The following is a 13,418-nucleotide window of genomic DNA, read 5'->3' as shown; positions in this document are numbered from 1 at the left end:
TGCGCGATGCCGCCTTCACTGAAAATCCCGACTCCGCATCGGTTCCAGCCGGACGCTCATCAGCGGTTGCGGATCCCAGAAGGACTCCGCGATCAGATGCAGAATGCCGTCCTGGCGCTGGATACGGCCGGTGACGCCGAGGAAATTGGTCGTCTTGATCAGCAGGCCGTAGCGCTCCAGGACCTGATTCCAGACTACGACGTTGACGAAGCCGGTCTCGTCTTCCAGCGTCATGAAGAGGACGCCGGAGGCGGTGCCCGGGCGCTGGCGGCAGATGACCAGGCCGGCGTAGCGGGCGCGCTGGCCGTGGCGCATGGTCTTGACCTGGGTGGCATCCGGGAGGCGCTGCCCGCGCAGCCGCTCGCGCAGCGGGCCGAGCGGATGGCCGAGGGTGCTGTGGAGGCTGGTGCGGAAGTCCCAGTTGATGGTCTCGAAGTCGTCGAGCGGGGCAAAGGGCAGCGCCTGCTCCCGAGTCGCCAGATCCATCGGGACATCGGCCGCGTTGGCCGCTCCGGCCGCTTGCCAGAGCGCGGCGCGGCGGTCCTGCTCCAGTGAGCGTAGCGCGCCCGACTCGGCCAGTTGCTCCAGCACGCCGACGTTGAGCCGGGTGCGCCGCGTCAGGTCCTCGACCGAGGCGAAGGGCCGCTTCGTCCGCGCCGTCGTCAGCCGCTCCCAATCCGCCTGTCCAACCCCTTTGATGAACTTCAGCCCCATGCGGATGGCGTGCGGCGGCCGCGCGTTGGCGGTCGGCTCCAGGGTGCAGTCCCAGTCGCTGTGCACCACGTCGACCGGACGCACCTTGATGCCGTGACGCTTGGCGTCCTCGATGATGGTCGCGGCGGAGTAGAAGCCCATCGGCAGGGCGTTGAGCAGGGCGCAGGCGAAGGCGTCCGGGTAGTGGCACTTCATCCAGGCGGTGGCGTAGGCGATGAGGGCGAAGCTGGCGGCGTGGCTCTCGGGGAAGCCGTATTCGCCAAAGCCGCGGATCTGCTCGAAGACCTGCTCGGCAAAGGCGGCGTCGATGCCCTTGGCGGTCATGCGCCGGATCAGCCGCTCGCGGTGGCGCTCGATGCGGCCGCTGTGGCGCCAGGCGGCCATGTCGCGCCTGAGCTGATCGGCCTCGCCTGGGGTGTAGTCCGCCGCCACCATGGCGAGCCGGATCACCTGCTCCTGGAAGAGCGGAATGCCGAGGGTCTTCTTCAGCACCGGTTCCAGACAGGGATGCGGGTAGACGACCGGCTCCTGCCCCGCGCGCCTGCGCAGGTAGGGATGCACCATGCCGCCGGTGATGGGGCCGGGGCGCACGATGCTGACCTCGATCACCAGGTCGTAGTAGGTGCGGGGCTTGAGCCGCGGCAGCATCGCCATCTGGGCGCGGCTCTCGATCTGGAAGACGCCGACGGTATCGGCCTGGCGGATCATCGCGAAGGTCGGCTCGTCGTCCGGCGGGATGTCCGCCATGCCGATGTCCTGCCCATAATGCTCGCGTAGCAGGTCGAAGCCCAGGTGCAGCTGATGCAGCGCGCCCAGCCCCAGCAGGTCGACCTTGAAGAGACCGAGCGCCTCGATGTCGTCCTTGTCCCACTGGATGACGGTGCGGTCGGCCATGGCGCCGTTCTCGATCGGCACCAGGGTCGAGACCGGCTCGTGCCCGAGCAGGAAGCCGCCAGGATGAATGGAGAGGTGACGCGGGAAGTCCAGGATCTCGGTCGAGAGCCGCATCAGGTGCTGGAAGACCGGCTGCTCAGGGTCGAGCCCTGCCTGTTGAAGCACCTGGGGCGAGACCGTGGCGCCATAGGGCGACAGCAGCTTGGCGAGCCGGTCGAGCGCCGTCTCCGGCACGCCCAGCGCCTTGCCGACGTCGCGCACCGCCGAGCGCACCCGGTAGCGGATGACGTTGGCGACCATGGCGGCATGTTCACGGCCGTACTTCTTGAAGACGTGCTGGATGACCTCCTCGCGGCGCGCGTGCTCGATGTCGAGATCGATGTCCGGCGGCTCGGCGCGCTCGCGCGAGAGGAAGCGCTCGAACAGCAGCCCCAGCCGCACCGGGTCGACGGCCGTTACTCCTAAGCAGTAGCAGACCGCCGAGTTGGCCGCCGAGCCGCGCCCCTGACAGAGAATAGTCTCGCGGCGGCAGAACTGGACGATCTCCCACATCGTCAGGAAGTAGCCGCCGTACTCCAGCTCGTCGATCAGCGCCAGCTCCCTGGCGAGCTGCTGGGAGACGTCTGCCGGCACCTTGCCTGTATAGCGCTGTTGTGCGCCCTCCAGCGTCAGCCGGCGCAGCCGTTGCGACGAGGTCGAGCCGTCCGGCAGCGTCTCGGAGGGGTAGCGGTAGCGCAGGTCGTCCAGATTGAAGCGGCAGCGCTCGGCGATCTCCGTGGTGCGGGCGAGGGCGCCCGGATCGTCCTCGAACAGCTTCTCGAAGGCAAAGGGCGAGAGCAGGGCATGCTCCGCGTTCGGCCGGATGCGCCGTCCGGCCTCGGAGAGCTGGATGCGGTGACGGATGCAGGTCAGCACGTCCTGCAGCTCGCGCCGGTGCGGCTTGTGATAGAGCACCTCGGCCCCGGCGACCAGCGGCAGCCGATAGCGCGCGGCGCGCTGACGCAGACGGGCCTCCAGCGCCAGCTCCTCGGCGCGGCGATGGCGGGCCGCCAGGGCATAGAGCCGGTCGTCGAAGGCCTCGCGCAGCTGGTGGGCGACGAAGAAGGGATCCGCCTCGCCCGTGAGCAGCGAGCGCTCTCCGCCCCAAAGCGCGATCAGATCCTCCGCATGGGCATAGACCTCCCGCCAGCCGACCCGGCTCTCGCCCTTGGGGCAGCGCCGGTGGCCGATCGTCAGCAGCCGACAGAGATTGGCGTAGCCGTTACGGCTCTGCGCCAGCAGAATCAGCGTCGAGCCGTCGTCGACCGAGACCTCCGCGCCCTGGATCAGCTGCACCCCCAGCTCACGCGCCTTGAGGTGCGCCTCGACCAGCCCGGAAACGCCGTCGCGGTCGGTCAGCGCCAGGGCGGGCAGGCCGAGCGCCGCGCAGGTCTCCATCAGCTCCTGTGGGTGGCTCGCGCCTTCCAGGAAGGAGAAGTTGCTTTTGCACCAGAGGGGGATCATTCGGGGAGCCGCCAGCGTTCAGGTGAATTCCAGGAATCTCTCGACCAGGCCTGCTCGGAGGACTGCGCGATGGGCGCGCGCGGCCCGTCGGTGTTTCGGTCGATGCGTGGACTGAGCGCGTTGCCCATCCTACAGATCGATGCCATACAATTGTATGCTATAGCCGAGATCGACGACTGGCGACGGGTGGGAATAGAGGTGCCGCAGCCTACTGATCGCGAGCCCCTGGGTGTCCCATCTGGTCGCGCCCGGTCCAGTGGATTCGGCGGGCGGGTTGCGCGAATATGAAGGCGTATCAATCCATTGTCGGAGGCGCCCCGTGGAGGCACTGAAGCTCAGAACCCTCGATGACTTGCTCCTGTCCCCGGATGAGCGGGTGGAGCTGATCGGCGGAGACATCGTGCGTCGGCCGATGGCTCGATTTGCCCATGGTCGTGCACAGAACCGCATGGCATTCACGCTCGGTCCCTTCGATGAGGGCGAGGGTAGCGGCGGCGGCTGGTGGCTCGCGACCGAGGTCAGCGTCGCCTATGAGATCCACGAGTGCCCGTCGCACGACCTCGCCGGCTGGCGCCGCGAGCGGCTGCCGCGGCTTCCCGAGGGCGTCATCGACCTGCCGCCGGACTGGGTCTGCGAGATCGTCTCGCCCGGTCACGAGAAGAAAGACACCCTGGTTCTGCCGCTATTGCTCAAGCGCCATCAGGTGCCCTACTACTGGCTGATCTGGCCCGAGGAGCGGATGCTGGTCGCCCACATGCTCGGCGAGGGCGACTGGCGCACGATCGCGACGCTCAAGGGCGGAGACCGCGCCCGCATTCCGCCCTTCGATGCCATCGAGCTGGATCTCAGCGCCCTGCTCGGCGGCGAATGACGCGACCGCGCCTTGGCTCACTGCCGTCTGATCGATCGAGCCCGATGAGACGCGATCCGTGCCCGTCTCCTGCTGTGACGCATCGTTTCGTCATCGTCCTGTGTTTGCTGGGGGACGTTGATCGCGTTGCTCAAGCTCGGGTATAGTCCTCGCCCTGAATGTGGCGCATTGCTCGCCACCTCCGATGAAAAGGCCGTTTCCGGCGCCGCCGGGATGGCCTTTTTTCTTTTTCGAGACGCTCGCCGGGCTCTTGGCCTGAGTTGGCCTCCATGGCGGCGGGACACCCTGTTGGGCAGCCGTCGGCCACGGCAAGTGGCGATCGGCCCCTGGGTGCGCGATGTCGCGCGACTCCGGTCGAGCCCGATCTTCCCCAGTCGGTCCCGCGCACCGCCGCGCCGAGCGCGTCCCTTTCACTCCATTGCCGACCCCAGCGGTCTGGCTCAGCGAGAGTATCCATCAACGATGAAAGCCTTACGCCAGGAATGGCTTGCAAACATTCGCAACGACCTGCTCGCCGGCCTGGTGGTCGCGCTGGCGCTCATCCCCGAGGCCATCGCCTTCTCCATCATCGCGGGTGTCGACCCCAAGGTCGGGCTCTATGCCTCCTTCTGTATCGCGACCGTCACCGCCTTTCTCGGCGGCCGGCCCGGCATGATCTCCGCGGCGACGGGTGCCATGGCCCTGCTGATGGTGACGCTGGTCAAGGATCACGGGCTGCAATACCTGCTCGCCGCGACCGTGCTGACGGGGCTGCTGCAGGTCCTGGCGGGCATGCTGCGGCTGGGGAGCTTGATGCGCTTCGTCTCGCGCTCGGTCATCACCGGCTTCGTCAATGCCCTGGCCATCCTCATCTTCATGGCCCAGCTGCCGGAGCTGATCGGCGCGACCTGGCAGGTCTATGCGATGGTGGCGGCCGGCTTGGCGATCATCTATCTCTTCCCCTATCTCACCAAGGCCGTTCCCTCGCCGCTGGTGACCATCCTGGTGCTGACGGGCGTGAGCCTGGCGCTGGGGCTCGACATCCGCACGGTCGGCGACATGGGCGAGATGCCGGACAGCCTGCCGGTCTTTCTGCTGCCGGAGATTCCGCTCACCTGGGAGACGCTGGGGATCATCTTCCCCGTCTCCGCCACGCTCGCCGTCGTCGGCCTCTTGGAGTCGCTCATGACCTCCGCCATCATCGACGACCTGACGGACTCGACCGGTAACAAGAACCGCGAGTGCGTGGGGCAGGGCGTCGCCAACATCACCACGGGCTTCCTCGGCGGCATGGCGGGCTGCGCCATGATCGGCCAGTCGGTCATCAACGTGAAATCCGGCGGGCGCGGGCGCCTCTCGACCCTGGCCGCCGGCATCTTCCTCCTGCTCATGGTCGTCTTCGCGAACGATTGGGTCGCCCGCATTCCCATGGCGGCGCTGGTCGCGGTCATGATCATGGTATCCATCGGGACCTTCAACTGGGCCTCGATCCGCAACCTGCGCGAGCATTCGCTCTCGGCCAACGTCGTGATGCTGTCGACGGTCGTGGTGGTCGTCGCGACGCACGACCTGGCGAAGGGCGTGCTCGTCGGCGTGCTGCTGTCGGGCTTCTTCTTCGCCAACAAGGTCGGGAAGGTCCTGCACATCGGCTCGCTGTCGCTGAACGAGGGGCGGATGCGCGCCTACGTGGTGACCGGCCAGGTCTTCTTCGCCTCGGCCGACCGTTTTGTCGCCGCCTTCGATTTCAAGGAGGTCATCGAGCGGGTGCGGATCGATGTCAGCCGCGCGCACTTCTGGGACATCACCGCCGTCAGCGCGCTGGACAAGGTGGTCATCAAGTTCCGCCGCGAGGGCACCGAGGTCGAGGTGGTCGGGCTGGACGAGGCGAGCGCGACCCTGGTCGACCGCTTCGCGGTGCACGACAAGCCCGACGCCGTCGCGCAGCTCATGGACCACTGAGAGAGGGATTCAGCATGTTGAACGAAGACAAAATTCTCGCCTGCGTCGACCAATCGCACTTCGCCGACACCGTGACGGACGCCGCCGCCTGGGCGGCCCGTCGCACCGTCGCCCCGATGGAGCTGCTGCACATCATCGATCGCCATCCGGAGATCGCGCGCGGCGACGACCACAGCGGCACGATCGGCTTCAACGCCCAGCAGCAGCTGCTGACCGAACTCTCCGAGCAAGACGCGGCCCGCAGCCGCGAGGCGCGCGAGCGCGGCCGGCTCTTCCTCATGCGTCAGCGCGAGCGTGCCATCCAGGCCGGAGCCGCCCCGCCCGACGTGCGCCAGCGGTATGGCGAGCTGGAAGAGGTTCTGATCGAGCAGCAACCGGGCGTGTGCCTCTTCGTGCTCGGACGCCGCGGCGAATCGGCCGAGACGACACAGCGCGACCTGGGGCGCAATGTCGAGCGCGTCGTGCGCGCGCTCAAGAAGCCGATCCTCGCCGTCACCGAGGGTTTCCAGGAGCCGAGCCGGGTCATGATCGCCTTCGACGGGGGCAGCGTCACCCGGCGAGGGGTCGAGATGGTCGCCGCGAGCCCCTTGTTCCGCAAGCTGAGAGTGCATCTGCTCATGTCGGGCAAGGAGCGCAAGGACGGCGCCAAGCAGCTCGAGTGGGCGAGGACGACGCTGGAAGCCGCCGGCATCGAGGCACCGGCCGCGCTGATTCCGGGCGATGCCGAAAGCATCATTGCCCGTGCCGTGCATGAGCAGGCGATCGACATGCTCATCATGGGCGCCTACGGACACTCACCGATTCGCACCCTGTTGTTCGGCAGCAAGACGTCCGATCTGTTGCGCTCGGCCAAGATCCCCACGCTCCTGCTGCGATGACGGGATGGCGTGCGCATCGCTCGGCGGCGTAGCGGTGTCTTCACCCGGCGGCTGAGTCAGGACGGGGCGAACGCGGTCAAGCACTTCCGCGTCGTCCTCCGATGGGGTACGCAAGCGCCTGAGACCCGGTTGGGGTTGGCCGTTTTGGCGTCGAAACGACGGACGATCGGATGCCCGTGCCCGATCACCTGGATAACCTGTGTCGCAGTCCACAGATTTACCCTTAAGGGATTTCCCTATATGGAGTGTTGCCCTAAGATCTAAAAAACGCCCTTCGTGCCTGGAACATGAGACTCGAAACCATGCGAGCACTCCCTCTTGCGGCCTTGACCGCGATGTTCTTCCCCACACTGCCGACCTCATCCCACATTCAGCCGCGTGAGCCGACAGCCGCCACGGTGAAGTCCGCAACCGAGGTTGTCGAACAGGTCTCAGCCCCATCTTCAGCGCCCTCAGCCCCTTCGTCAGCCCCCTCGGAAGAGGACGCGGATCTGCGCTGCCTCGCCCTGAACATCTATCATGAGGCCCGTTCGGAGCCGGAATCCGGCCAGATTGCGGTTGCATTGGTCACCTTGAATCGTGTTGGATCCAACGCCTTCCCCGGATCCATCTGCGCCGTCGTCAAACAGGGCGGAACCAAGCGCAACCGCTGCCAATTCTCCTGGTGGTGCGACGGTCGATCGGATAAGCCGAAGGACCCGCAGGCGTGGCGGCGGGCGATGGACATCGCGCGGCGCGTGCTCAATGACAGCGTTCCCGATCCGACCCGTGGCGCGCTCTACTACCACGCGAGCTATTGCTCGCCCTCCTGGTCGAGTGCCTACAAACGCACCGCGCGGATCGGCCAGCACCTGTTCTACCGTCCGAGCGCGATCTAGCGGGCCTGCCTATCGGCCTTGGGTCTTGAGCGGCGCTGACGGATGCCGGCGGTCCGCGTTTCGCGCTCTCACTCCACCCGCCCGTGCACGAACCAACGCCGCCGCACCCGGTCGTAGAACACCCACAGCAGCTCCCCCTTTTGCGTCTCGGCGAAGTGATAGTCGCGATGCACCGGGCGCACCCACCAGCCTCCGGCGATGACGTAAGGGCCGCAGACGCGGACCACCGGGCCTTGCTCCAGGCTGTGCGGCATCCAGCCGTCGGGCTCATGGCGTGGGCGCGGCGGGAGTGGGATGGGCCGGCGGTAGAGGCGGCGTACCAGGCGAGGCTGCTCGATCGGCCGGGGCTGCGCGGGTTCGAGCTTGGTGAGCGGCTCCCAGTCGAAGCTGTTTTCGGGCAGATGGCCGGCGCCTAGGCGCGCCCGCACGACGGCCTGCTCGCCGAAGGCGGCGCGCACCCGTGCCAGGGCGCGATTGGCCGCCTCCAGATCACGTCGTGGGCGCTCCGCGAGCAGCTCGAGCTGCTGTTGCTCCGGCGTGACCGCATGCGCCAGCAGTCGCACCTCCTCGACGCCGTCCGGCAAACCTGTCCCCGTCAGTCTGAGATCGATCAGCTCCAGGAGCTGGCGCGCATCCAGCGTCGGCGCGGCCGGGCGGATGTGTTCCTTGTGCAGGCCCAGGCGCTCGAAGCGAAACAGCAGCCGCAGTTGGTCGAGGACTTGGCCGCGTCCGGCCAGCTCATCCAGCAGCGGTGTCAGCAGCCGCTCGATGAGATGCATGAGGCGTGTGGTATCCGTCTCGACGTGGTCGAGGGTGGCGCATGCCGTGCTTGGCGGAACCGGGCGCTCGGGTTGCAGCGGGAGGCTGATGGCGCCCGAGGCCAGGCGGTGCAGCTCGAAGGCGGCGGGGCCATAGCGTCGGCGCACGCCCTCCGGCGGCAGCGCGAGGAATTGACCCAGGGTGAGCACGCCGAGCTTGGCGAGCGCATCCCGTGCCTTGGGCGCGAGCGTCAGCCGGTCCAGTGGAACGCGCTGTAACGCGGTCTGCTCCTCCAGCGGGTCGGACAGGATCCGCGGGCCGCGGCTGGATTTGGCGAGCGCGGCGGTGGCGAAACGGCGGAAGCCGACGACGATGGTCGCCCGCAAGCCCTGCGCGGCGAGATCGGCCTCGATCCCCGAGGCCCAGTGTGTCAGGGAGTCGTAGAGACGTTCGAGCCCGGAGGCATTCAGCCAAAAGGTGCCAGGCTCGCCTGCGGCGGGTTCGACCTCTGGACTATGGTTGCGCAGCCGCTTGGCGAGGATGGCGAGGGCGCGGTCGATGTGCGCCTTGGGGATCTCGGCGGCGCGCAGGTCGGCGTTCAGCGACAGGGCGGTCGCGAAGCGCATGCCGGCGCGGATGCGCGCGGATCGCGCGGGCGCATTGACCCAGAGGAGAACGCCGCCGGGGCGGTCGTGGTCGACGACGGCCGCCGGGTGTCCGCGCCAGTCCGGGTGCTGCCGCAATAGGAGCTGGAGCGGGAAGGCGGGGATGTCAACGCAGGCCGTCCGGTCCATGGTAGACCTCGGTGTGAGTCCAGCCCGGACCTCGGCGTTTGTCCTTGAGGATGCGTGCCTCGCAGCGGAAGCGCGCCTGGTGGTGGCCGGTGCGGGTCGCCTGTGCGCGCAGTGAGATCAAGGCGCTCACCGACGGTTGCTGCTCCTCTTTGCGCGTCAGGCAGAGTAGGGCGGTGTCATGCTTTTTCGCCAGCGCGGCGAGCCGGTTCTGGGTGGCCAGCGGCAGGGTGTGGTCGCTGCCCAGGTCCATGACGAGCAGGCCAAAGGCGCCGGAGCGCAGCAGCAGGTCGGCGGCCTGGGCGGAGTCTCGGGCGTCCGCTGTCCAGATCACGACCAGGGCGCCGAGGTCGATGCCGGTTGCGGCGACGTCGGGCGGATAGAAGCTGCTCTCGCGCCGCGTGATCCAGGCGGCTGGCTCACCGCGTCGCTGGGCCTCGCCGATCAGCCCGACCGTTAGGGTTAGCGCCGCGGTCGCCTCGGTGCCCGAGATCTCGCTGAAGCGCCCGCTGAAGGCGGTCAGATCCCAGGCGGCGGGCGTTTCGGTGCGCTTGAGGCCCTGGTGGAGATTGGGGAGAGAGATGGCGGTTGAGCGTTGCTTGAGCATGTGCGTCGTGATCTGCAAAAGGCTCGGCGGCCGTGGCGCAGGGCGCCGGGAGGGGCCTGACACCGCAGAGCCGTGTCACGAGAAGACGTCTGGTGGCTGGAAGCCGATTGCTTCTAGTCCAGATACCGCCGGACCTCGATGACGCGGCCGATGATCTCAAGCGCGTCTGGATCTGGCGCCATCACCGGGTAATCCGGATTCTCCGGGTGCAGCTCGATCCGATCCTCGCGCAGACGCAGGCGTTTGACCGTCGCCTCTTCGCCGACCAGGGCGACCACGATGGCGCCGTCGTCGGCCTTCGGCTGGCGGCGCACGACGACGATGTCGCCGGGCAGGATGCCGGCGTCGCGCATGCTCTCCCCGCGCACGCGCAGGCCGAACAGCTCGTCATCGGCACCCGCCCGGTCCGCCTGGATCGGGAGATAGCCCTCGAGGTTCTCGACCGCCAGGGTGAAGGCGCCGGCCGAGACGCGGCCGAGCAGCGGGATCAAGCGGGGCGGGGCGAGCGGCGCGCCCCGCTCACGTCCGCTGAGTGATGGTCTGCCTCCCTCGCCGAGCCGGTAGCCGCGTGCCTCGCCTGGACGCTTGTCGAGCCGACCCTCGGCCACCAGGGCCTCCAGGTGCTCGCGCGCGCTTTGCACGGAGCGGAAGCCAAAGGCGTCCTGAACCTCCCGGACGGTCGGTGGCTGGCCGGCCAGGAGCCGATCCCGCACGAATTGAAAGATCCGCTCACGCGTCTGCCCCGGTGGTGTTCGACCCATGGTGCTCGCCCCCGACAGCCATCCTGATGTTCCTGCGCGAGAGTATTACATACATTTGTCTGGTTCGCGAGATGGCGAGCGCGTGGTCGATGTGGGCGGCTGGCGGTGGGTTGCTGTCCGTGAACGATTTTTCGAGCGCGATCACCTGTTCGCCGGCAAAGGTCCGCGATGACGGCACAAAACCCCACGCGTCAACCCTTGACAGCTGAGGATTAGGCTCTACCATTAGCACTCGTTTCCGGTGAGTGCTAACAGCCGGGCGTCATCCCCGCTTCGCGGGCACTCGACAATCACTTCTCAACCATAACGAGGAGCACCTCCATGAACATCCGTCCTTTGCATGACCGCGTCGTCGTCCGTCGCATGGAAGAGGAGCGCACGACCGCTGGTGGCATCGTGATCCCTGATTCCGCGACCGAGAAGCCGATCCAGGGCGAGATCATCGCCGTCGGTAAGGGCAAGATCCTGGACAACGGCGAGAGCCGTCCGCTCGACGTCAAGGTCGGCGACCGTGTCCTCTTCGGCAAGTATTCCGGCACCGAAGTCAAGCTCGACGGCCAGGATTTCCTGGTGATGCGCGAGGAAGACATCATGGGTGTCGTCGAAGGCTAAGTGCCCTCCACGCCCGACACTGATCTCACCACTCAGCGAATTTAAAGAATCAATCGAGGAATCTAGAGAATGAGCGCAAAAGACGTGAAGTTCGGCGGCGATGCCCGTGCCCGCATGATGGAGGGCGTCAACGTCCTCGCCAACGCCGTGAAGGTCACCCTGGGTCCCAAGGGCCGCAACGTGGTGTTGGAGAAGTCCTTCGGCGCTCCGACCGTCACCAAGGACGGCGTCTCCGTCGCCAAGGAGATCGAGCTCAAGGACAAGTTCGAAAACATGGGCGCCCAGATGGTCAAGGAAGTGGCTTCGCACACCTCCGACATCGCTGGTGACGGTACCACCACTGCGACCGTGCTGGCTCAGGCCATGGTCCGCGAGGGTCTGAAGGCGGTTGCCGCCGGCATGAACCCCATGGATCTGAAGCGCGGCATGGACAAGGCCGTCGAGGCCGCCACCGCTGAGCTGCGCAACCTGTCCAAGCCCTGCACCGAGAGCAAGGCCATTGCCCAGGTCGGCACCATCTCCGCGAACTCCGACGAGTCCATCGGCCAGATCATCGCCGAGGCGATGGAGAAGGTCGGTAAGGAAGGCGTCATCACCGTCGAGGACGGCACCTCCCTGCAGAACGAGTTGGACGTCGTCGAGGGCATGCAGTTCGACCGCGGCTACCTCTCGCCCTACTTCATCAACAATCAGCAGAGCCAGAGCGCCGAGCTCGAAGCGCCGTACATCCTGCTGCACGACAAGAAGATCTCCAACATCCGTGATCTCCTCCCCGTGCTCGAGGGCGTCGCCAAGGCTGGTAAGCCGCTGCTGATCATCGCCGAGGACGTCGAGGGCGAAGCCCTGGCGACCCTGGTCGTCAACACCATTCGTGGCATCGTCAAGGTCTGTGCCGTCAAGGCGCCTGGCTTCGGCGACCGTCGCAAGGCCATGCTGCAGGATATCGCCATCCTGACCGGCGCCACCGTCATCGCCGAGGAAGTCGGTCTGTCGCTGGAGAAGGCGACCCTGAATGATCTGGGTACCGCCAAGAAGGTCCAGGTCGGCAAGGATGAGACCACCCTCATCGACGGCGCCGGCTCCGAGCAGGGCATCAAGGCCCGTTGCGAGCAGATTCGCGCCCAGGTCGAGGAGACCAGCTCCGACTACGACAAGGAGAAGCTCCAGGAGCGTCTGGCCAAGCTGGCTGGCGGTGTCGCCGTCATCAAGGTTGGTGCCGCCACCGAGATGGAGATGAAGGAGAAGAAGGCGCGCGTCGAAGATGCACTGCACGCCACCCGCGCGGCCGTCGAGGAAGGCATCGTGCCTGGCGGCGGTGTCGCCCTGGTTCGCGCCCAGACCGCCGTTAAGGGGCTGCAGGGTGCCAACCACGATCAGGACGTCGGCATCACCATCGCGCGTCGCGCCATGGAAGAGCCGTTGCGCCAGATCGTCGCCAACGCCGGCGAAGAGCCGTCCGTCATCCTGCACAAGGTCGTCGAGGGCTCCGGCAACTTCGGCTACAACGCGGCCAATGGCGAGTACGGCGACATGGTCGACATGGGTATCCTGGACCCGACCAAGGTCACCCGCTCCGCGCTGCAGAACGCCGCCTCCGTTGCTGGTCTCATGATCACCACCGAGGCGATGGTCGCTGACGAGCCGAAGGACGACTCTCCGATGCCGGGCGGCGGCATGGGCGACATGGGCGGCATGGGCGGCATGGGCATGATGTAAGCCCAGGTTTCGCACCTGTCTGAAAGAGCCCCGCTTCGGCGGGGCTTTTTTATGGGGTTGGAATTGGATGCCAGCGGCATCCATGTCGCCGAATACCTCACCCTGCCGCCGCCCAAGGACGTGCTGCAAGCGAAGCTGGATGAGGCCATCGCGCCGTCCCCCGCCGGGCTGGATAACCGTGGCGGGGCGGAGGCGTGATGGATGCGCAGCAGACTTTAGCCGAGCACGGGTATATCACCAATGCGTCGGGGGGGGGGGCGCCACGCTGCGGCAAATGATCGATCAGCTAGTGCAACAGAGTGGAAATCCCGAGACTGTTTAATCATTCATGCTGCGAGCGGCTTTCCCTCATAGGTCCAGCGAAAGGGTTTGGCCAACGTGCGATTGAAGAAGTCGATGAAATCGCTGATGCGTTTCTGAAGGTCGTCGATGGAGGTGAAGTTGCCACGGCGCAGGACTTTGCGCGCCAGGATCGAGAACCACATCTCGATCTGAT

At 66.7% G+C, this 13,418-nt stretch carries 11 protein-coding genes; 7 read left to right on the top strand and 4 right to left on the bottom strand.

Annotated features, from left to right (window positions below; translation table 11 throughout):
- Positions 1 to 15 precede the first annotated feature (15 nt).
- A complete protein-coding gene (locus CKO23_RS13320) occupies positions 16 to 3,111 on the bottom strand; it encodes an error-prone DNA polymerase (RefSeq protein WP_200331920.1) in 3,096 nt (1,031 codons plus the stop codon).
- Between the two features lie 319 nt (positions 3,112 to 3,430).
- On the opposite strand from CKO23_RS13320, the gene CKO23_RS13315 reads away from it, so the two are divergent.
- From CKO23_RS13315 to CKO23_RS13300, 4 genes are all read left to right on the top strand, one after another.
- Complete coding sequence (locus tag CKO23_RS13315; protein ID WP_200331918.1) at positions 3,431 to 3,982, top strand: Uma2 family endonuclease; 552 nt, start codon at positions 3,431 to 3,433, stop codon at positions 3,980 to 3,982.
- 462 nt (positions 3,983 to 4,444) lie between these two features.
- Complete coding sequence (locus CKO23_RS13310) at positions 4,445 to 5,920, top strand: SulP family inorganic anion transporter (RefSeq protein WP_200331916.1); 1,476 nt, start codon at positions 4,445 to 4,447, stop codon at positions 5,918 to 5,920.
- A gap of 14 nt (positions 5,921 to 5,934) precedes the next feature.
- Positions 5,935 to 6,798, top strand: coding sequence for a universal stress protein (locus tag CKO23_RS13305; RefSeq protein WP_200331914.1), 864 nt, complete (start codon positions 5,935 to 5,937; stop codon positions 6,796 to 6,798).
- A gap of 302 nt (positions 6,799 to 7,100) precedes the next feature.
- Entirely contained in the window at positions 7,101 to 7,676 is a 576-nt protein-coding gene (locus tag CKO23_RS13300) for a cell wall hydrolase (RefSeq protein ID WP_200331912.1), read from the top strand.
- A 68-nt stretch (positions 7,677 to 7,744) separates the two neighbouring features.
- Here CKO23_RS13300 and CKO23_RS13295 read toward each other — a convergent pair whose 3' ends face one another.
- From CKO23_RS13295 to lexA, 3 genes are all read right to left on the bottom strand, one after another.
- On the bottom strand, positions 7,745 to 9,229 hold the full coding sequence (locus tag CKO23_RS13295; protein ID WP_200331910.1) for a DNA polymerase Y family protein: 1,485 nt from the start codon (positions 9,227 to 9,229) through the stop codon (positions 7,745 to 7,747).
- Positions 9,207 to 9,833, bottom strand: a complete 627-nt coding sequence (locus CKO23_RS13290; protein WP_200331908.1) for a recombinase A — start codon at positions 9,831 to 9,833, stop codon at positions 9,207 to 9,209. The genes CKO23_RS13295 and CKO23_RS13290 overlap by 23 nt, the downstream gene beginning before the upstream one ends.
- Before the next feature lie 113 nt (positions 9,834 to 9,946).
- Entirely contained in the window at positions 9,947 to 10,594 is a 648-nt protein-coding gene (lexA, locus tag CKO23_RS13285) for a transcriptional repressor LexA (RefSeq protein WP_200331906.1), read from the bottom strand.
- 321 nt (positions 10,595 to 10,915) lie between these two features.
- Here lexA and groES point away from each other — a divergent pair, with 321 nt between their 5' ends.
- The 3 genes from groES (at position 10,916) to CKO23_RS13270 (ending at position 13,120) form a co-directional block, all read left to right on the top strand.
- Positions 10,916 to 11,206 (top strand): co-chaperone GroES, encoded by a 291-nt coding sequence (gene groES, locus CKO23_RS13280; RefSeq protein ID WP_200331904.1) that lies wholly within the window; start codon positions 10,916 to 10,918, stop codon positions 11,204 to 11,206.
- A gap of 69 nt (positions 11,207 to 11,275) precedes the next feature.
- A complete protein-coding gene (gene groL, locus CKO23_RS13275) occupies positions 11,276 to 12,922 on the top strand; it encodes a chaperonin GroEL (protein WP_200331902.1) in 1,647 nt (548 codons plus the stop codon).
- Positions 12,923 to 12,973: 51 nt separating this feature from the next.
- Positions 12,974 to 13,120 (top strand): hypothetical protein, encoded by a 147-nt coding sequence (locus CKO23_RS13270; protein WP_242482420.1) that lies wholly within the window; start codon positions 12,974 to 12,976, stop codon positions 13,118 to 13,120.
- Positions 13,121 to 13,418: the final 298 nt, after the last annotated feature.

Origin of the sequence: Thiocystis violacea (assembly GCF_016583565.1) — a bacterium.
Classification (GTDB): Bacteria; Pseudomonadota; Gammaproteobacteria; order Chromatiales; family Chromatiaceae; genus Thiorhodococcus; species Thiorhodococcus violaceus_A.
Note: the sequence above shows the minus strand (reverse complement) of the source record. Positions and strands in the feature narration are given on the sequence as shown.